General features: G+C 58.7%; 17 protein-coding genes. 9 read left to right on the top strand and 8 right to left on the bottom strand.

Annotated elements, in window-relative coordinates; translation table 11 throughout:
* Window positions 1-17: 17 nt before the first annotated feature.
* The 5 genes from JJB09_RS25215 to JJB09_RS25195 form a co-directional block, all read right to left on the bottom strand.
* Window positions 18-1079: an ABC transporter ATP-binding protein gene (locus JJB09_RS25215; RefSeq protein ID WP_201663867.1), complete on the bottom strand. Its 1062-nt coding sequence runs from the start codon at window positions 1077-1079 to the stop codon at window positions 18-20.
* Between the two features lie 11 nt (window positions 1080-1090).
* A complete protein-coding gene (locus JJB09_RS25210) occupies window positions 1091-1879 on the bottom strand; it encodes an ABC transporter permease (protein ID WP_201663866.1) in 789 nt (262 codons plus the stop codon).
* The gene (locus JJB09_RS25205; protein WP_201663865.1) at window positions 1876-2748 is read right to left on the bottom strand and encodes an ABC transporter permease; all 873 of its coding nucleotides are present in this window, start codon (window positions 2746-2748) and stop codon (window positions 1876-1878) included. Before JJB09_RS25205 ends, JJB09_RS25210 begins: the two co-directional genes overlap by 4 nt.
* Window positions 2749-2850: 102 nt before the next feature.
* Window positions 2851-3903 carry an ABC transporter substrate-binding protein gene (locus JJB09_RS25200; protein ID WP_210341824.1) on the bottom strand — a complete coding sequence of 351 codons (1053 nt, stop codon included), beginning with the start codon at window positions 3901-3903 and terminating at the stop codon, window positions 2851-2853.
* Between the two features lie 179 nt (window positions 3904-4082).
* Window positions 4083-4934: a MurR/RpiR family transcriptional regulator gene (locus JJB09_RS25195; RefSeq protein WP_210341823.1), complete on the bottom strand. Its 852-nt coding sequence runs from the start codon at window positions 4932-4934 to the stop codon at window positions 4083-4085.
* Between the two features lie 204 nt (window positions 4935-5138).
* Between JJB09_RS25195 and JJB09_RS25190 the strand changes: the two genes are divergently transcribed.
* The 7 genes from JJB09_RS25190 (at window position 5139) to JJB09_RS25160 (ending at window position 12478) form a co-directional block, all read left to right on the top strand.
* Window positions 5139-5900: an N-formylglutamate amidohydrolase gene (locus tag JJB09_RS25190; RefSeq protein ID WP_201663862.1), complete on the top strand. Its 762-nt coding sequence runs from the start codon at window positions 5139-5141 to the stop codon at window positions 5898-5900.
* A 106-nt stretch (window positions 5901-6006) separates the two neighbouring features.
* Entirely contained in the window at window positions 6007-7554 is a 1548-nt protein-coding gene (locus tag JJB09_RS25185; RefSeq protein ID WP_201663861.1) for an amino acid permease, read from the top strand.
* 107 nt (window positions 7555-7661) lie between these two features.
* Window positions 7662-9029, top strand: a complete 1368-nt coding sequence (locus JJB09_RS25180) for a glutamine synthetase family protein (RefSeq protein ID WP_201663860.1) — start codon at window positions 7662-7664, stop codon at window positions 9027-9029.
* Window positions 9030-9093: 64 nt separating this feature from the next.
* On the top strand, window positions 9094-9525 hold the full coding sequence (locus JJB09_RS25175) for a helix-turn-helix domain-containing protein (RefSeq protein ID WP_201663859.1): 432 nt from the start codon (window positions 9094-9096) through the stop codon (window positions 9523-9525).
* Window positions 9515-9934: a type II toxin-antitoxin system VapC family toxin gene (locus tag JJB09_RS25170; RefSeq protein ID WP_201663858.1), complete on the top strand. Its 420-nt coding sequence runs from the start codon at window positions 9515-9517 to the stop codon at window positions 9932-9934. The genes JJB09_RS25175 and JJB09_RS25170 overlap by 11 nt, the downstream gene beginning before the upstream one ends.
* Window positions 9935-9950: 16 nt before the next feature.
* Entirely contained in the window at window positions 9951-11333 is a 1383-nt protein-coding gene (locus JJB09_RS25165; RefSeq protein ID WP_201663857.1) for an aldehyde dehydrogenase family protein, read from the top strand.
* Window positions 11333-12478 (top strand): iron-containing alcohol dehydrogenase, encoded by a 1146-nt coding sequence (locus tag JJB09_RS25160; protein ID WP_201663856.1) that lies wholly within the window; start codon window positions 11333-11335, stop codon window positions 12476-12478. The genes JJB09_RS25165 and JJB09_RS25160 overlap by 1 nt, the downstream gene beginning before the upstream one ends.
* A gap of 133 nt (window positions 12479-12611) precedes the next feature.
* Here the strand turns inward: JJB09_RS25160 and JJB09_RS25155 are convergent, their stop codons facing one another.
* The 3 genes from JJB09_RS25155 to JJB09_RS25145 form a co-directional block, all read right to left on the bottom strand.
* Window positions 12612-13904, bottom strand: a complete 1293-nt coding sequence (locus JJB09_RS25155; protein WP_201663855.1) for an NAD(P)/FAD-dependent oxidoreductase — start codon at window positions 13902-13904, stop codon at window positions 12612-12614.
* Window positions 13905-14014: 110 nt separating this feature from the next.
* The gene (locus tag JJB09_RS25150; protein ID WP_201663854.1) at window positions 14015-15385 is read right to left on the bottom strand and encodes an aminotransferase class I/II-fold pyridoxal phosphate-dependent enzyme; all 1371 of its coding nucleotides are present in this window, start codon (window positions 15383-15385) and stop codon (window positions 14015-14017) included.
* 256 nt (window positions 15386-15641) lie between these two features.
* The gene (locus JJB09_RS25145) at window positions 15642-17075 is read right to left on the bottom strand and encodes a L,D-transpeptidase (protein WP_201663853.1); all 1434 of its coding nucleotides are present in this window, start codon (window positions 17073-17075) and stop codon (window positions 15642-15644) included.
* 193 nt (window positions 17076-17268) lie between these two features.
* Here JJB09_RS25145 and JJB09_RS25140 point away from each other — a divergent pair, with 193 nt between their 5' ends.
* On the top strand, window positions 17269-18102 hold the full coding sequence (locus JJB09_RS25140) for a DUF4432 family protein (RefSeq protein WP_201663902.1): 834 nt from the start codon (window positions 17269-17271) through the stop codon (window positions 18100-18102).
* Between the two features lie 61 nt (window positions 18103-18163).
* The gene (locus tag JJB09_RS25135) at window positions 18164-18496 is read left to right on the top strand and encodes a protein tyrosine phosphatase family protein (protein ID WP_201663901.1); all 333 of its coding nucleotides are present in this window, start codon (window positions 18164-18166) and stop codon (window positions 18494-18496) included.
* Window positions 18497-18671: the final 175 nt, after the last annotated feature.

The following is an 18671-nucleotide window of genomic DNA, read 5'->3' as shown; positions in this document are numbered from 1 at the left end:
CGACGTAGATACATCGGTCAGTCACGGACGATCAGCAGGTCCGCGCCTGAAAAGTGTGCTTCGATGGTGTCGCCGACGACCGGCGGCTTGACGGCGGGATCGTTGAACACGTCGAAGGACAGCGGCTGGTCGTCGACGATCAGCTTGGTGCGGATGACCGAGCCGAGGAAGCTGACCGAGGCGACCTTGCCGGTGAGCGAGAACTCGCGGTTGCCTGCCACGGAAAGCGACAGTGCTTCCGGCCTGAGTGCCAGGCTGATCTTGTCACCTGCTTTGGCCGAGCCGAGCGATTCCGGAATGGTGATCGTACGGCCCCCAATGACGACGGTGTTGGCCGAAGGATCGGCTACAGTCGCCTCAATGATGGACAGCGTACCCACGAAAGTCGCGACAAACTTCGTCCTGGGCTTGTTGTAGATTTCGAACGGCGTGCCGATCTGGTCGGCATGGCCCTGATGCATCACCACGATACGGTCGGAGATCGACAGAGCCTCCTCCTGATCGTGGGTGACGAAGATCGTGGTAATGCCGAGCTGTTGCTGGATGGCGCGGATTTCCTCGCGCAACGAGACGCGGATCTTGGCATCGAGCGCCGACAGCGGCTCGTCGAGAAGCAGAACCTGCGGCTTGATCGCCAGTGCGCGCGCCAGTGCGACGCGTTGCTGCTGTCCGCCGGAAAGCTGGAATGGGTAGCGGTCGGCGAGATGGCTGAGGCCCACCAGTTCCATCATCTCACCCACGACCTTGGCGGACTCTTCCTTTGACCTGCCCTTGACCTTGAGGCCGAAGGCGACGTTCTCGGATGCAGTCATGTTCGGAAACAGCGCGTAGGCCTGAAACACCATGCCGATATTGCGTTGGTTGGTCTTCAGTTCGTTCTGGCGCACGCCATTGATCTTGATGTCGCCCTGTGTCGGGGTTTCAAAACCGGCGACCATTCGCAGCGTCGTGGTCTTGCCGCAGCCCGATGGACCGAGAAAGGACACGAACTCGCCCTTTTCAATGCCGAGGTTGAAATCCTTGACGACCGGGATCGCGCCGTAGGTTTTCTGGATGTTCGTGAGTTCGAGAAAGGCCATATATTACATCCTCAGATACGGGCGCGCGAGACTTTCTGCAAACGCGAGGCAATGTTGATAAGGCCCATCGAGGCCCAGGTCATGAAGAACGCTATCATTGCCAGCGCCGGCGGCTCATAGGCGCGGTTGGCGCCAATCAGCTGCAGATAGGGCCCGAAGGCCGGGCGGTTGAGCAATGACGGCAGTGTGAATTCGCCGATGACGATGGCAAATGTGATGAAGGCGCCCGACAGTACCCCGCTGATGACATTGGGGAAGATACAGCGAAACATGATCGTCACCCAGGAGGCGCCGAGGCTTTCGGCCGCTTCCGTCAGCACCCGAACGTCGATCGCCCGCATCGATGTATCGACGGAGCGATACATGTAGGGCAGCGAAAGCGTCATGAAGGCAAAGACCAGCAGCAGGTCGGTGGTTCGCTCCGATCCGGTCAGCGGCAGGAATGACGAAGAGTTGTAGAGCCTGAGATAGCCGAAGACGATGACGATGGCCGGGATGACCAGCGGCAGAAGCGTGATGAATTCCACGAATGGGCGCGCCTGCGGCAGTCGCAGTCTAACCCAGTAGGCGGTCGGCACGATCAGCAACATGCCGATGATGATCGTCAGGACCGCCATCAGGATCGAATAGCTGAAGGTATCGCGAAACTGCACGTCGGCAAAAACCGACCGATAGGCGTCGAAGGAATACTCGCCACGCCGCATGCGCAGCGAGAATTCGAACGTCGCCACCAGCGGCAGCAGGAAGTAGATGGAGCCGATTGCGACGGCGAACCAGGCAAGTATGCGTTTGCCGTTCATTTCTGCCACCTCTCGGCGCGAATGCGCAGCCAGATATAGAGGAAATTGGAGATGCCGGTGATGATGACCATGCCCATTGCAACGGCGTAGCCGAGGTTGGGGTTGTGCAGCACATCGCCGCGGATCTGTGCGTAGAGCACGATCGGAACGATATTCAGTGATGAGCCGGTCAAGGCATAGGCGGTGGCGATTGCGCCGAAGGCGTTGGCAAACAGCAGCAGGAAGGTGCCCATCAGGCTTGGCCACAGGATCGGGAAAGCCACCATGCGCCAATACTGGGACGATGTGGCGCCGAGAATGGAGGCCGCTTCATGCCATTCCTTCTTCAGCCCATCCAGCGCCGGCGTGATGATCAGAACCATCAAAGGTATCTGGAAATACATGTAAACCAGCGTCAGTCCGAGAAAGCTCAGCAGGTTGAAGCCGTGCGCATAGACGTTGAAGCCGAAATAGGTGGTCAGGACCCAAGTCAAAAGACCGGTGCGGCCGAGGGTCGCCAGGAAGGCAAAGGCCAGCGGCACGCCGGCGAAATTCGAGGCCACGCCGGAAAATGTCATCACGAACGAGCGGATCCAGCCGGGCAGGCCGCCCTGGGTGATCGCCCAGGCGAGGAAAAAGCCGATCAGCAGCCCGCCGAGTGCCGAGGCGGTGCTGATCTTGATCGAGATCCAGTATGCCGAGAGGATTTGCGGCTGGAACAGATCGCGGAAATTCTGGAGGGTGAGCTCGCCCTGTGTATTAAAGAATGCGCCCGTGACGAGGTAAAGCGTCGGCAGGATGAGAAACAACAGCGAAAAGAGCACGAATGGCGCGATTCCGAGCCAATCCACGATCATTCGCGAATTCAGTATGCCTTGCGATTTCGCCATCAGTCTCTGCCGGTACGGTACATGAAATGAAAATCTCGGATGCTGGATTTGAAAAAGGCCTTCCCGGAAGCAAGGTCCGGGAAGGCCTTGATTTTCAGAGGCTTACTTGACTTCTACGCCCACGGAGTCCCAGCCCTTGGTGATGACTGCCTTGTAAGCATTCTGCTCGTCGAGCGTCGGGAAGACGGCCTTTGCATAGCCTTCAGCCGGCGGCAACTTGTCGAGCAGGTCCTGCGGAATCTTGCCGTTCTTGGCGAGATCGTTGAAGCGGATCGGGTGGCAATAGCCCTTCAACCAGCCAAGCTGACCTTCGTCGGAATAGAGGTATTCCATCCAGAGCTTGGCAGCGTTCGGATGCGGTGCATAAGCCGAGATCGCCTGGACATAGACGCCAGCGACGACGCCCGAAGCCGGAACGACGACGTCGATCGGCGGGTTGCCCTTCAGCGTGTCGCGGTCAGCCAGAGCGTTGTAGTCCCAGCGCAGAACGATTGGTGTGGTGCCCTGTGCGAGGGGCGCAGATTTACCAACAACCGGAACGAAATTGCCCTTGGCGTTCAGTTCCTTGAAGAAGTCGAGGCCAGCCTGGCCAGCCTTGGAGACATCGCCGCCCGCTGCAGAAAGGCCGGCTGCAAAGATGCCGGAGATCGCCTGGTTGGCGGTGCGCGGATCACCGGCGAGGGCAACCATGTTGGCATATTCCGGCTTGAGCAGGTCGGCCCAATCCTTAGGGCTTTCCTTGACGAGGTCCTTGTTCACTTCGAAGGACATGACGCCGTAGTAGTCGCCGTACCAGTAGCCGTCGGCATCCTTGGCGCTGTCGGGGATCGAATCCCAGGTTGCGACCTTGTAGGACTGGATCAGGCCATCGGCCTTGGCGGACGGACCGAAGGAGAGGCCGACGTCGATGACGTCAGGCGCCTGCGGGCCCTTGTTGTCCTTGTTTGCCTTGATGGCTTCGATCTCATCGCCAGAACCGGCGTCCGGGTTCAGTTCGTTGACCTTCAGGCCGTATTTTGCCTTGAAGCCTTCGATCACGGCACCGTAGCCGCACCAGTCGTGCGGGAGAGCGATAGTGGTCAGTTCGCCTTCGGCCTGAGCAGCCTTGACGAGGTCTTCCATGGCGTCTGCACGTGCGATGGCAGTGGTTGCCATCAAGGCCGCACAGGTTGCGGCAACGAGAGTGCTAAACTTATTATTCACTGACTTTCTCCTCTGGTTGGGTTCAGCTTGATTGTGCTGTTAGTTTTGTTCCATGACACCTTTGTGACATATTTATGTATACAGAAAATTGTAAAAGTCGCGATAGTGGCACGACTTCCTCTTTGCGGCATTTACTCGCCAGCGACCGGCTTTCGGAACAATGGCGTTGATTCAAAGAGGCTTTCCAGCATCGACATGCGTTCGCGGGTCTTTTCCCAGTGCGACCCCTGGACCGCTTCGATGAGGGCTTCGACAACGATCAGCGTGACTGCCGAGGAGTCCCAGGCCGACGGTGCCTCGATGCTCAGGCGAAAACAGTGGCGGGCATGCTTGGAAACCGGAGAGCCCCACTGATCGGTAAACAGGATGATCTCTGCGCCGTGTTCGGCGGCAGTCCGGGCGAGCGCCTCGAGCTGACGCTCGTAGCGGCGGATGTCGAACAGGATCAGCACGTCGCCGCGGTTCATGTTGAGGACGTAATGCGGCCAACTGGCCGCATTGGTCGATATCCGCGTCACGCCCGGCCGGATCACCTGCAGGTGGGTGAAGAGATATTCGGCAAGGGCGCCTGTGATGCGGCCACCGGCCAGATAAATCGCACGTTTGCGGTCGCCGATTATTCGCGCAGCGGCGTCGAATTCCGCCGGATCGAGCGAACCGAACGACTGGCGCATGTTGTGCATTACGGATTCAGCAAATCGGTTGAGAATGTGGGCGCCCGGCGCGTTCGGCGCCATCCGTTCATGCTTGGTTATCGGGTTGGAAATCGTTTCTTCCAGCTCGTGATGCAGGCGGGCCTGAAAATCGGTAAAGCCTTTGAAACCCAGCTTCTGCACCATGCGCACGACCGTCGGCGTCGAGACATTCGCAGCCTCGGCGACAGCGGTAATCGAGCCCAGTCCGGACACTGGATAATTGTCCAGCAGGCTGTTGGCCAACTGCTTTTCGGCGCGCGTCATGGAGTCGTAACGCGCCGTTATCATGTCGGATACGGTCTTTGAGGTGTTTGACACCGATAGTATTCCCCTCTCCAGTCTTCGCTGGATGTACCGGTAAATAAGAAATGGAATCGAGGGCTGGAGTCAACAGCTTTTTTGAACGGAATCTTCCAAATACGTGATTGACAGAAAATAAATTTTGAAGAATTCTTTACAGAAATATGCGGACACAGGGGACGTGGCGCGAGCATGCAGCTGTTGGATGTTTCAGAAGGCGGACCGGTTTCACTGGTCAATGGCCAGGGCAAGAGCGATATACTTTTAATCTGCGAGCATGCATCGCGTCGCCTTCCCGTCGCGCTGGGAGCGCTGGGTCTTGAGCCGGCGGCGCTGGAGGCACACATCGCCTGGGATCCGGGTGCATTGGCGGTTGCCGAATTGCTATCGGTTGCGCTGGATGCCGCGCTGATCCACCAGAATTATTCCCGCCTTGCCTATGATTGCAATCGCCCGCCCGAGGCATCCGATGCCATGCCGGCGCAAAGCGAGATTTTCACCATCCCGGGCAACGTCGACATCGATCCCGTCGTCAGGCAGGCGCGTATCGACGAGATATACACGCCATTCACCGATGCCATCGCCGAAACCATCACCGAGCGAAATACAGCCGAGCGACGGACGGTGCTGGTGACGATACATTCCTTTACCCCAGTCTACAAAGGTGTCGCGCGCGATGTCGAAGTAGGCATCCTGCATGATGCCGACGCGCGGCTTGCCGATCAAATGCTGGAGCACGCCAAGCGGCGGGGGCAATTCGTGACCCGTCGCAACGAGCCCTATGGACCCGCCGACGGTGTAACGCACACTCTAAAACTGCATGGCCTTGCAAACGGTCTGCTAAATGTCATGATCGAGGTGCGCAACGATCTCATAAAAGATGAAGCTGGCCAGAGGGTCGTGGCCGACTTCCTCGCGGGAGTGATCCGGGAAAGCCTGTCCATTCCTGCCTGAGCATTGACCTGATTGAACCGCGCGGCATCAACGATCGCGTGGGAATAAGTGCAGAAAGCAGGCTGGTCGCAATGGTGCGGCCGGCAGGGGAACAGGGGTTTATACGATGTCAGATTATTCTGATACAGATAAGAAGCAGGATACGCAGATCCTGCACTCCATGGGCTATGCCCAGGAACTCGAGCGGCGAATGAGCGGGTTTTCGAACTTCGCGATTTCCTTCTCGATCATTTGCATTCTTTCCGGGGGGATCAATTCGCTGGCGCAGGCGACATCTGGTGTCGGGGGCGCTGCGATTGGTATCGGCTGGCCGCTCGGCTGCCTGGTTTCGCTGGTGTTTGCTGTCGCGATGGCGCAGATCAGCTCGGCTTATCCGACTGCCGGCGGCCTCTATCACTGGGGCTCTATCCTCGGTAACCGCTTCACCGGCTGGCTGACGGCCTGGTTCAACCTGCTCGGCCTTGTCACGGTGCTCGGCGCCATCAATGTCGGCACCTACTATTTCTTCATGGGCACCTTCGGTACGCCGTATCTCGGCCTTGCCGATACCACGCTGGTCCGCATCGTCTTCCTGGTGATCATCACCGGTCTTCAGGCGATCGTGAACCACATGGGAATCGGACTGACGGCAAAACTCACCGACTTCTCGGGCTATCTGATTTTCGCAACATCGGTGGCGCTTGCCGTCGTCTGCCTGATTGCAGCTGACAGCTACGATTTCGGACGGCTGTTCACCTTCACCAATTACTCCGGTGAGGCCGGCGGCAATGTCTGGCCCGAAAATTCGATGACCTGGGTGTTCCTCCTCGGTCTGCTGTTGCCGATCTACACGATCACCGGCTACGACGCTTCGGCGCACACGTCTGAGGAAACCGTCAAGGCTGCCCATTCCGTGCCGCGCGGCATTGTCAGTTCGGTTCTCTGGTCGGCACTGTTCGGCTACATCATGCTGTGCTCGTTCGTGCTTTTGATTCCCAATATGGACGATGCGGCCAAGCAGGGCTGGAACGTGTTCTTCTGGGCGATGAGCGAACAGGTCAACCCGATTGTCCGCGATATCCTCTATCTTGCGATCTTCGTCAGCCAGTGGCTTTGCGGTCTGGCGACTGTCACTTCGGTGTCGCGCATGATCTTCGCGTTTTCGCGTGACGGCGGCCTGCCGGCATCAAAGGCGCTGGCAAAGGTCAGCCCGACCTATCGTACGCCGGTGGCGGCGATCTGGGTGGGCTCGATCCTGGCGGTGCTTTTCGTCTGGGGTTCGTCGCTCGTCTCGATCGGCGAGACGCCGGTCTACACGATCGTCGTCTCCTGCACGGTCATCTTCCTGTTCTTCTCGTTCGTGATCCCGATCACCCTCGGCCTCTTCGCATGGGGTACGTCGAAGTGGGACAAGATGGGTCCGTGGAATCTCGGCGAAGGCGTTTTCAAGCTCTTCGCGGTGCTTTCCATCCTGGCAATGATCCTGATCTTCGTCATCGGCATCCAGCCGCCGAACGATTGGGCCGCCTGGATCACCCTCGGCTTCCTGGTGCTGACCGCCATCATCTGGTTCGTCTTCGAACAGCGGCGCTTCAAGGGCCCACCGATCGGCGACGAAGTTGCACGCCGTCAGGCCAAGATTGCCGCTGCCGAAAAGGCCGTGGGCGAAGTCTGATCCTTCCATGAGCAACGGATTTCCCGGTTCTCAGGCCGGGAAATCCACTCGATCCAACACCACACGGGCAGCACAAGCCCGAAGCAAGATGAAGAGCGGGATTTTCTATGAGTGCACCGTATAGTTTTGACGATTTGAAGCAGGAAGTTTCGCAAGGGCTGATTGACACAGTGCTCGCCGTGCAGGTCGATATGCAGGGACGGCTGATGGGCAAGCGCTTCCATGCCCAGTATTTCGTCGAAAGCGCTTATGAGGAAACCCATAGCTGCAACTATCTTCTCGCCACCGACATGGAGATGGAAACCGTCTCTGGCTACAAGTCGACCAGCTGGGAAAAGGGCTACGGCGACTATACGATGAGGCCCGACCTTTCAACGCTGCGCAGGGTTCCGTGGCTCGAAGGCACCGCGATGGTGATATGCGACTTGCTCGACCATCATACCCACGAGGAAGTGCCCCATTCGCCGCGCGCGATTTTGAAGAAGCAGGTCAAGCGGCTCGAAGCGATGGGCATGAAGGCCTTCATGGCTTCCGAACTTGAATTCTTCCTGTTTGACCAGACCTACGACAGCGCCCGCGAAAATGGCTATCGCGACCTGCAACTGGTCTCGGGCTACAATCAGGATTACCACATCTTCCAGACCACCAAGGAAGAGGATGTGATGCGGGCGATCCGCAACGGTCTGCACGGCGCGGGCATCCCGGTCGAAAATTCCAAGGGCGAGGCATCCGCCGGCCAGGAGGAAATCAACGTCCGTTACGCCGAGGCGGTCGAGATGGCCGACCGCCATGCGATCATCAAGAACGGCTGCAAGGAAATTGCCTGGTCGCGCGGCAAGGCGATCACCTTCCTCGCCAAGTGGAACTATTCCGCCGCTGGCAGTTCCTCGCATGTCCACCAGTCGCTGTGGTCGCTCGACGGCAAGCCGTTGTTCTTCGATCCGAAGGGTCGATACGGCATGTCGGCGCTGATGGAGAACTATGTTGCGGGCCTGCTGGCACATGCCGGCGACATCACCTATTTCCTGGCCCCCTACATCAATTCCTACAAGCGTTTCGTTGCCGGCACTTTCGCCCCGACCAAGGCGATCTGGTCCAAGGATAACCGCACTGCCGGCTACCGGCTCTGCGGCGAGGACACGAAGGGCATCCGTATCGAATGCCGTGTCGGTGGGTCCGACCTCAATCCGTATCTTGCCTTTGCTGCACTGCTGGCGGCCGGAATCGATGGCATCGAGAAGAAGATGAAACTCGAAGCACCGTTCGAGGGCGATGCCTATGGCGCCAAGGAGGTGCGTGAAATTCCCAAGACGCTTCGTGATGCAACTGACATGCTGACCAAGTCGAAGTTGCTGCGCGAGGCATTCGGTGACGATGTCGTCGACCACTACACCCGCGCTGCCCAGTGGGAGCAGGAAGAATACGACCGCCGGATCACGGACTGGGAAGTTGCCAGGGGGTTCGAGCGGGCGTAAATCGCACGGATTATTGTTGAAATCGCAATCCGATGATAAAATCGCATCGAACGGGAGAGTTCTCATGATCGACAGCGATTGGTTTTATCGTCAACTGGAGAGGGAAGGCCGGTCGCTGCGCGACATGGCAAAGGCGCTGGGGCTCGACCCTAGCGCCGTTTCTCGGATGTTGCGGGGAGAGCGGAAAATAAGCGCGGAAGAACAAGACGGCATCGCGAAGTATTTCGGCGTGCCTCTAAGCGAAGTTGCCGCCCGGCGGCGTGGGGATGTCGTGTCAGGGTTTGGAGAGCGCGGACGGGAGCCGTTCAGTGCCGGTAGTACTACAACCTCGGTCGCTTCAACTGGAAAGAGTGATGTCGATTTGGGAAACGCGACAGCAGGCAATTTCTATGATCGTATCCGCGGATGTATGAAAGGGACTGTTACCATTCCAAGCGGCGTAGATCTGACAGAGCCTGCGGATCCAGAATGGGCTAAGTTATACGATGACGACTGAGCGGTACCTGCTTGATACCTGCGCACTCATCTATCTTGCTCATGACGAACCTATTTCGGTGGATGCGGGTAGTGCCCTTCGCGAATTGCCAGCCTATACGGAGGGCGTGTTCGTTTCCGCCTTCTCTGCTTGGGAGATCGCCAAACTGGTAAGCAAGGGGCGCATGAACATCACAAAATTGCCCCTTGTGTGGTTTGAAGATGTCGTAGGAAAAATGAGGGCAATCGTAGTAGAGGCGTCACCGGCAATTCTGGTCGCGTCGTCCTTTCTGCCCGAGCCGCTGCATGGCGATCCGGCAGACCGGATCCTGATCGCAACGGCGCGAGAACATGATTTGACTGTAATTACCCGCGACCGGGCGATGCTCGCCTATGGCGCGGCGGGCCACGTGAAGGCACTGGCCTGTTGAACTGGAGCAGTAGAAAATGACGATGATCCAATGCATTTCGCCGGTCGACGGCTCGGTTTATGCCGAACGTCCGGCCATGAGTTTTGAAGACGCCAAGGCGGCGATTGCGCGGGCGCGCAAGGCGCAGAAGTCCTGGGCGAAACGTCCGCTCGAGGAGCGCGTTTCGCTCGTGCTGAAGGGCGTGGCGCGCCTCAATGAAATGGCCGACGAAGTCGTCACCGAACTGGCATGGCAGATGGGTCGTCCAATCAAATACGGCGGTGAATTCAAGGGTTTCAATGAACGCTCCAACTACGTGGCCTCCATTGCTCACGATGCGTTGGCGCCATTGAATGTGGAAAAAAGCGACAAGTTCGAGCGCTATATCACCCGTGAGCCGCACGGCGTCGTCTTCGTCATCGCACCGTGGAACTACCCCTACATGACCGCGATCAACACGGTAGCACCGGCGCTGATGGCGGGTAACGTCGTGGTCATCAAGCATGCCAGCCAGACCCTGTTGGTCGGCGAGCGGATGGTGCGGGCTTTCGTTGAGGCAGGCGTTCCCGAAGACGTTTTCATCAATGTCTTCCTCGATCATGCCACGACCTCGGCGCTGATCGCCGACGGCCAGTTCAACTTCATCAACTTCACCGGTTCCGTCGAAGGCGGACGCACGATTGAGCGTGCCGCTGCCGGCACATTTACCGGCGTTGGCCTCGAACTCGGCGGCAAGGATCCCGGCTATGTGATGGAAGATGCCGATCTTGATGCTGCCGTCGATACGCTGATGGATGGCGCGACCTACAATTCCGGCCAGTGCTGCTGCGGTATCGAGCGCATCTATGTCAATGAGAACCTCTACGATGCCTTTGTCGAGAAGTCGGTGGCCTGGGTCTCCAACTACAAGCTCGGCAATCCGCTCGATGCGTCCACCACGCTCGGCCCGATGGCACACCGGCGCTTTGCCGCCACCGTGCGCGCCCAGATCGCCGAAGCTGTCGCCAAGGGTGCCAAGGCGCTGGTCGATCCCAAGCTGTTCCCGCAGGACGATGGCGGCGCCTACATTGCGCCGCAGGTGCTGGTGGATGTCGATCATTCCATGTCGTTCATGAACGAGGAAACCTTCGGTCCGGCTGTCGGCATCATGAAGGTCAAGAACGACGCCGAAGCGCTCGCGCTGATGAACGATTGCAAATACGGCCTGACCGCATCGCTGTGGACGAAGGACGTCAAGCGGGCGGCGCGTATTGGCGACGAGCTCGAAAGCGGCACGGTGTTCATGAACCGCGCCGATTATCTCGACCCGGCGCTTTGCTGGACCGGCGTCAAGGAAACCGGCCGTGGCGGCTCGCTGTCGGTTCTCGGCTTTCACAATCTTACCCGTCCGAAATCCTATCACCTGAGAAAGTCAGTCTAATGTCCATCACCGCAAACTGGAGCTACCCCACCGCCATCAAGATGGGGGCAGGGCGGATCAAGGAACTCGCCGATCACTGCAAGTCGCTCGGCATGAAGAACCCGCTGCTGATCACCGACCGCGGCCTTGCGCCAATGCCGATCACCCAGAATGCACGGGACATTCTGGAAGCCGGCGGTCTTGGCCGTGCGATCTTCGCTGATGTCGATCCGAACCCGAACGACAAGAACCTTGCCGCTGGCGTCAAGGCGTTCAAGGACGGCGGCCACGACGGCGTCGTCGCTTTCGGCGGCGGCTCGGGCCTCGATCTCGGCAAATGCGTGGCCTTCATGGCCGGCCAGACCCGTCCGGTTTGGGATTTCGAGGATGTCGGCGACTGGTGGACGCGCGCCAGCACGGCGGGCATTGCCCCGATCGTCGCCGTGCCGACAACCGCCGGCACCGGCTCGGAAGTCGGCCGCGCCTCGGTGATCACCAATTCCGAAACCCATACCAAGAAGGTCATCTTCCACCCGAAGTTCCTTCCGGGCGTGACGATCTGCGACCCTGAACTGACTGTCGGCATGCCGAAGGTCATTACGGCGGGTACCGGCATGGACGCATTCGCGCATTGCCTGGAAGCCTATTGCTCGCCCTTCTATCACCCGATGAGCCAGGGCATTGCGCTGGAAGGCCTGCGGCTGGTGAAGGAAAATCTGCTTGCCGCTTACAAGCATGGTGCCGATATCGAGGCGCGCACACATATGATGTCGGCTGCAGCCATGGGCGCAGTCGCCTTCCAGAAGGGGCTTGGCGCCATCCATTCGCTGTCGCATCCGGTCGGCGCCATCTACAACACTCACCATGGCATGACCAACGCCGTTGTGATGCCGCCCGTGCTGCGCTTTAACCGCCCGGCAATCGAGGACAAGATCACGGCCGCCGCCGCCTATCTCGGCATTTCGGGCGGGTTCAATGGCTTCTACGACTATGTGCTGCAACTGCGCGAGGAACTCAGCGTTCCGGACAAGCTGTCGGCTCTGGGCGTCGACACGTCCCGCATCGACGAAATGGCCGCCATGGCGATCGTCGACCCGACCGCAGGTGGAAATCCGGTCGAATTGACCCTGGAAGCTGCCAAGAAGCTCTTCCACGAATGCATTTGATCCAACTGAAATAATGAATGCGGGGCCGACAGGCCCCGCATTTTTTTGTGGCTTCAGATTTGGCGACTGAACCAACGCTACGTTGAAGACCTGGCGTTTGGCGTAGTCACGCGCGTTTGTAATACTGGGCCAGCTACCCGAATCGGCGGTCGATAAAATGCTTGGCCAGCGCGCCGCTCTTGTAGAAGAGCGTTTTCATGCCGCGCATCGGGTCGGGCGTCACGGGCGACGTCGTTAGCGCCATGGCCGTGCGTTCTCCCTGAACGACATGGGCCAGCGCTCTGCCGAAGACCGTGCCCGGTGCAATGCCGCGGCCGTTGTAGCCAGTGATCGACCAGATGTTTTCAGCCGGCTGATGAAAGACCGGCAGGCTGTTGGTGGTCATGCCGATCTTGCCGTCCCACCAATATTCGAGATCGAAGTCGCCTATAAAGGGAAAAAGCGCCTTGACCGAGCGTCGTGCAAATGCCCGATGCGTGGCTGTGGAGACCCCGTCGAGCGCACCGATCGATCCGAAGATCAGGCGTCCGGCTTTGTCCCGCCGGAAAGACGTCATCACCAAGCCCGTATCCCAGGTGCCGTGTTCCTCGGGCAGGATCCTGCTGATGACATTGGCGGGGAGGGGATTGGTCGCGAACTGGAAATAGTTGAGGATCGCCAGTTCCTGGCTATGGTCGCTCCAGTTCATGCCGGGTACGACGGAACTATAGACATTGCTGGCGACGATGAGCTTTTCGGCGGTAATCGTGCCGCCTGCCGTCGTCAGGACAATTGTGCCATTCTGCTGCCTGGCCGAGGTAACCGGTGAGCCGGTGTAGATCTTCGCGCCCGCCTTCATGGCGGCTGCGGCAAGCCCCCGTGCATAACCGAGCGGTTGTACGGTTCCGGCCCGTCGATCGAGCAACGCGCCGTGAAAGCCCTGGGCACCCGTCAATCGTGCCGCCTCGCTGGCTGGCAGTGCCTCTACGGGAGCGCCGCGTTGCTGCCATTGGCGGGCACGGCCGGCAATGTCCTTAACGCCAGCTTCGCCGACCGCGAGATGCAAAGTTCCGTTACGTACCGCTTCGCAGTCGATGCCATGCTTTTCGATCAAATCGAAGACCAAACCGGGCCCGGCGCCGAGTTCGTCAAGCAGCCTGTTGCCGGTCTCTTGGCCGAGGGCCGCGACGACGTCGTCCGGCGGCAGCCACATTCCTGCATTGACGAGACCGACATTGCGACCGGAGCCGCCGTGACCGATCTGGATGGCCTCCAGCACCACACAGTCGACGCCCGTCTGCGCTAGGTGCAACGCTGCCGAAAGACCGGTAAAGCCGCCGCCGACAATTGCGACTGTGGTGTTGAGATTTTGCGAGACCGGGCCGGTTGCTGGCGCGGGAGGAGCAGAGAAAGTCCAGAGGTTCTTTTGGTTGTCGGTATGGCCCATGATGCACGCGCTGTCAGGTTCGATCGGGCATGAGGCTTAGCACGGCAAATACACCACGGAAACAGCCGCGTGGCCATTTCCATGTGCTGGATTGCTGTGTTGTTATGGATTTATTCGGCGGCGGCAGCACGGATCTCGGCAACAGCCGGAACCACTTCGACATTGCCCTCGCTGTTGTCGTTGGCAGACAGCCACTCGCAGTGCATTTCAGCCATTTCGCGCGCCTTGCCAGCGACTTCGATCATGGCATCGATCTGTTCGTCGGTGTGGTCGGCCATGACCTGCAAGCGCCAGCGGCAGGCATTGCGGGCGACGGCAGGATGTTCGACCAGGTTGACGATGCCGCCGAAGTCGACGGCGTACCGGGTCATCAATCGTGCAAGAAGTATGTCGCCGATCAGCATCGGAACGACTGCGCTGGGTTTGCCCAGAACCTCAAAGCCTTCCGCCTCCAGCCCTTCGCGCAGGCGGATGCTGTTTGCCATCAGCCGACGTCGACGCTCGGCACCTTCTTCGCTCTCGATTATGTCGAGCGCAGCAAGAATGGTCGCAGCCTGGATCGGCGACATGGCATTGGTGAATGTCGAAGGACCGCATTGCCCGCGCAGGCCGAAACGAAGACCCTTGCTGTTTGAAGCAACGAAGCCGCCCATCGAGGCAAAGCTTTTGGAGAATGCGCCGACGAGTATGTCCACACCGCCGACGATACCGAAGTCCTCAAGTTTTCCACGCCCGGTTTCCCCAAGTGCACCGAGATCGTGGGCGCAATCGACGAGCAGGGTGGCATTGAAACGACGGCAGATTTCCTGAAGTTCGGGGATATTGGGCAGGTCGCTGTCCATCGAGAACAGCGTTTCGGTCACCACAAGGATGCCGCAGGTCTCGTCTTCGCGGCGGATGCGGGCGAGGCGGCTTTCCACGGCGCGAAGGTTGAGATGGGAGTGCATATGCACATTGTCAGTGGCGTCGCGTGCTGCTTCCTGCAGGCAGGCGTGGGCGAGAATATCGATCACGACATGGTCGGTGGGCTTCACCAGCGTCTTGACCGCGCCATAGCCCGCCGCCCATCCAATGGGGAACACCACAACATCATCGTAACCGAGGAAAGTTTCCAGACGGCGTTCCAAAGCGACGGAGAGCGCGGTGTTGCCCATGAGGGCAGCGGATCCGGCGCTGTGCAGACCGTATGTGTCGATCGCCGCCTTTGCCGCTTCGATCAGCTTGGGATGAGAAGAGAGAGAAAGATAGTCCTGACTGGCGAAATTGTTGCCGCTGAACGGAGTTCCGTCGCGATGGGCGCCTTCGATGAAACTGCCTACCCGGCCGGTCGAATACTTCTGGTAGGGATCTATCTTGAATTGGACCCGCTGCTCCCACCAGTCGCCGGATTCATCCCAACGAGAAAGAAGATTGACGGGGTGGTTGTGTTTTTCTACTGCAGGGAGACTGGTTCTTAATTCGCCGGGAATGTTTTCGAACATGGAATTTCCTTCAGCTATACACGCAGCATTATTTATGAGTGGCTGACTATTCACGTATGGGACGGTATAGCGGGGGGATTCAACTATGTTGAACAGAACGCGTTAACCTTTTATAAAGATTAACAAACGCCAGATTTAAGTCAATTGTCCTGATACGGCACATGTGCCAATTCGGGACTAATTTAGCAATTTATGGTTAATGTTCGCTTAAGTCGCTACCGCGACGAAAACGTGCAGATTGCCGTCTGAAAACAGATTAGTCGATGAATTCGACCGCCACGCCCGGCTTGACCATCTTGGCGAGTTCGGTTGCGTCCCAGTTCGTCAGCCGGATACAACCATGGCTCTGGGAGCGGCCGATGCGCGAAGGATCGGGGGTGCCGTGAATCCCGTAGGTCGGTTTGTCGAGCGCGATCCAGACAGTGCCGACAGGTCCATTGGGGCCCGGCGGAATGGTCAGTACCTTGGTGTTCTGACCCTGCTGGAAATTGATCTTCGGATTGTAGGTGTAGTTCGGATCGAGCGCGATGCGCTCCACGATATGCACCCCTGATGGAGAAGGGGTGTCGCTCGAACCGATCGATGCCGGGTAGGAGGCAATCAGCCCGCCGGCCTCGTCATAGGCAAACAGCTGCTTGCGCGCCTTGTCTGCGACTATGCGGGAAACTCCGGCCTTCTTGACAGCACCGGGATTGATCACCTTGATTGTTGACCCCGGCATGGTGAAGTCGACGCCCGGGTTGAGTTCCTTCAGATAGTTTTCGTCCATGTGAAAACGTTCGGCCAATGCCTCGGTCACGCTGGTATAGGCCATCGACGGCAGTGCAGCCTTCTGCGAGTAGTCCTCGGGTATGGAGGCGACATAAGGGCCGGCAGCATCGGCCGACGTAATCGTATAGCTGGTGACCGGCAGTCCGCCACTGAAGCCCAGGCGCGTCAGGATATCCTCGGTATTGTTCGGATCGAGTGTTTCGCCGCTGATTTTTTCGTACGCAACCAGCGCCTTGGTGACGTTCGAGCCCATCTTGCCGTCGATCACACCGGGCGACGCGCCTTCGCGATCCAGAAACACCTGTAGCGCAGTAATCTCGAACTTCGACTTCTTGCCAGTCAGGGGAATAGTCGGAACGTCGGGTTTTACTTCGATAACCGGCTGCAGCGGCTCGAGCGCCGCCAGGTCCTGCTCGCCGTTCATGTTGTCGCTCTGGATACCGTCGGATGGCAGAGCCTGGTCTTCGAAGACACCTTGCTGGCCATCGTCCGAACCCGGGACTGAACCGGTCACGTCGCCTGATTCATCATCGCTGCGTGGCCGCTGGGGGAAGTATTCAGGATTGCCGAAACCGTCGTCCTGATTGTTGGCGTAGCGTCCGCCATCGTTCTCGTAGGATTCGACGCCCGGCAGTCGTTCGCGGCGGTTTTCGCGGCGGGAAAGATAGCGGGTGGCCGGCATTTCGGTCGCAACGATGTTGCCGTAATGGTCGATCAGCACCTTGCGGCCACGCTTGTTGTAGCGCACGGTCACGTCGCCTGCGTCAGGAACATAGCCGAGAAGATCGCCTTCCGGCGTCACCAGTACCGTGCCACGGGGATCGTCGGAAGACCAATCCTGCGCGTGAGTCACCGACCCTCCAGCCAATATGGCGAGGAGTGGAAGCACGAGGATGGATTTCTTTAGTTCCGGACGCATTTTCAAACTTCTTGAACCCTGAGGAAGCGTGTGAGCCAAACACTCGAATTTTGACTCTATTGTGGAATTTCTAAACTGATGATGAATAAAGGGTGAAAAAATCTTTTTTGTTCCCTCCCTATGGCCGATTTGCAGCATCGGGTGCAAAAACCTGTTTCAGTTCGGCACACGGGGAGAAGTGAAAAAAATGAATATGGTTGTGGATAACTATCAAGGGTTGGTTTTCGAGCTGGATAAGGGCTCGGCGCTGGATATCGGATCCCTGAAAGTGGACGGTGTCGAAATCGCGCCCGGCAAGGCGGTGCCAGACGACGGCGACCCGCGAATCCTGCATGCGGTGGGCGGTTTCCTGTTCACCTGCGGTCCAGATCACATCCGCCATCCCGAACCGCTGGGGGGAACGTCGGTAGGCAAGTATCCGTTGCATGGGTCGATGGCAGGCACGAAACCGGCAGACATCGTCGAGCGCAGCTCGGGCGACCTCCTGGAGATTCAGGCAAGGGTCACGGTTCCGCTTGCGCAGGGGGGGCAGGCCGATGTGTCGCGAACCTGGGAGGTGGATCGCAGCACCGGCGAGGTCACGCTGAGGGACCAGGTGAAGAATACGGGCAGTACGGCGTTTCCTCCGATGCTGATGTATCACATGAATATCGGCGCGCATCTGTTCGACGGCAACACCGGGCTCGACGGCCGCTCATTCGAGGGCGGGCGGATCGGCTGGATCTTCGGTGAGGGCGACGGTCACGTGTTCTGCGTGCCGGCGGCGTCTGATGAAGACGACCGCGCTCGCATCAAGCTTGGCCCGATCAGGGCTGTTGGTGGCAAGTCGCTGCATGTATGGTTTTCAACCGCGACACTGCCGCACCTTCAGATGTGGCGCAATCAGGCAGCGCCCGCGCATGTGCTGGGAATCGAGCCCGTCAGCCATCCCTGGAAGGGACGTGACGAACTGCAAAGCCTTGGTTTGATGGATATGCTGCAGCCCGGTGAGACCAGGGACTATGCGCTGGGTTTTGCCTTTCGATGATTGACGGGCAATTCCCGCCGCAATAGTAATGTCGCACATTTTGCAGAAGAAGGGTCGCGCCATGGACGTCAGGCAAATCAACGACGAGTATTCGGTTTCGCCGCAGATCGCGATCGAGGACCTCGAACAGCTTCAGGCGCTCGGTTTCAAGTCGATCGCCTGTCATCGGCCGGACAACGAGGATCCCGGTCAGCCGAGCTTTGCGGAAATCACCGCCCGAGCCAAGGCGTTCGGCATCGAGACCGTACATATTCCGATCAGCGGCCCGCCGACGGCCGATGCGGTCCGTGCCATGGTTGATGCGCTTGACGAGCTGCCCAAGCCGATGCTCGGCTATTGCCGCTCCGGCAACCGTTCGACGATCATCTATCAGCAGACCATGCATTTGAGGTAGCGGCTACGGGTCGCTCCCCAGCGGGATGTCAAGGCGCGGCGAAAGCCGCGCCTTTCTTATGAAGTAAGTAAACCTCCACCTACGGTGGAGGACTGGACGTGTTCTACATCGTAGTTGAGAGACCTCCGTGCTTGGACCGCTATTTTATGCGCGACACAGAACGGAGGTTCTATGG

Origin of the sequence: Phytoamicus setariae (assembly GCF_016722925.1) — a bacterium.
In the GTDB taxonomy this organism is placed as follows: Bacteria; Pseudomonadota; Alphaproteobacteria; order Rhizobiales; family Rhizobiaceae; genus Rhizobium_E; species Rhizobium_E setariae.
Note: the sequence above shows the minus strand (reverse complement) of the source record. Positions and strands in the feature narration are given on the sequence as shown.

Coding starts and splice junctions, on each gene's coding strand:
- JJB09_RS25215 (WP_201663867.1), bottom strand. CDS start 1,079: ATGGCCTTTCTCGAACTCACGAACATCCAGAAAACCTACGGCGCGATC.
- JJB09_RS25210 (WP_201663866.1), bottom strand. CDS start 1,879: ATGAACGGCAAACGCATACTTGCCTGGTTCGCCGTCGCAATCGGCTCC.
- JJB09_RS25205 (WP_201663865.1), bottom strand. CDS start 2,748: ATGGCGAAATCGCAAGGCATACTGAATTCGCGAATGATCGTGGATTGG.
- JJB09_RS25200 (WP_210341824.1), bottom strand. CDS start 3,903: ATGGCAACCACTGCCATCGCACGTGCAGACGCCATGGAAGACCTCGTC.
- JJB09_RS25195 (WP_210341823.1), bottom strand. CDS start 4,934: ATGATAACGGCGCGTTACGACTCCATGACGCGCGCCGAAAAGCAGTTG.
- JJB09_RS25190 (WP_201663862.1), top strand. CDS start 5,139: ATGCAGCTGTTGGATGTTTCAGAAGGCGGACCGGTTTCACTGGTCAAT.
- JJB09_RS25185 (WP_201663861.1), top strand. CDS start 6,007: ATGTCAGATTATTCTGATACAGATAAGAAGCAGGATACGCAGATCCTG.
- JJB09_RS25180 (WP_201663860.1), top strand. CDS start 7,662: ATGAGTGCACCGTATAGTTTTGACGATTTGAAGCAGGAAGTTTCGCAA.
- JJB09_RS25175 (WP_201663859.1), top strand. CDS start 9,094: ATGATCGACAGCGATTGGTTTTATCGTCAACTGGAGAGGGAAGGCCGG.
- JJB09_RS25170 (WP_201663858.1), top strand. CDS start 9,515: ATGACGACTGAGCGGTACCTGCTTGATACCTGCGCACTCATCTATCTT.
- JJB09_RS25165 (WP_201663857.1), top strand. CDS start 9,951: ATGACGATGATCCAATGCATTTCGCCGGTCGACGGCTCGGTTTATGCC.
- JJB09_RS25160 (WP_201663856.1), top strand. CDS start 11,333: ATGTCCATCACCGCAAACTGGAGCTACCCCACCGCCATCAAGATGGGG.
- JJB09_RS25155 (WP_201663855.1), bottom strand. CDS start 13,904: ATGGGCCATACCGACAACCAAAAGAACCTCTGGACTTTCTCTGCTCCT.
- JJB09_RS25150 (WP_201663854.1), bottom strand. CDS start 15,385: ATGTTCGAAAACATTCCCGGCGAATTAAGAACCAGTCTCCCTGCAGTA.
- JJB09_RS25145 (WP_201663853.1), bottom strand. CDS start 17,075: ATGCGTCCGGAACTAAAGAAATCCATCCTCGTGCTTCCACTCCTCGCC.
- JJB09_RS25140 (WP_201663902.1), top strand. CDS start 17,269: ATGGTTGTGGATAACTATCAAGGGTTGGTTTTCGAGCTGGATAAGGGC.
- JJB09_RS25135 (WP_201663901.1), top strand. CDS start 18,164: ATGGACGTCAGGCAAATCAACGACGAGTATTCGGTTTCGCCGCAGATC.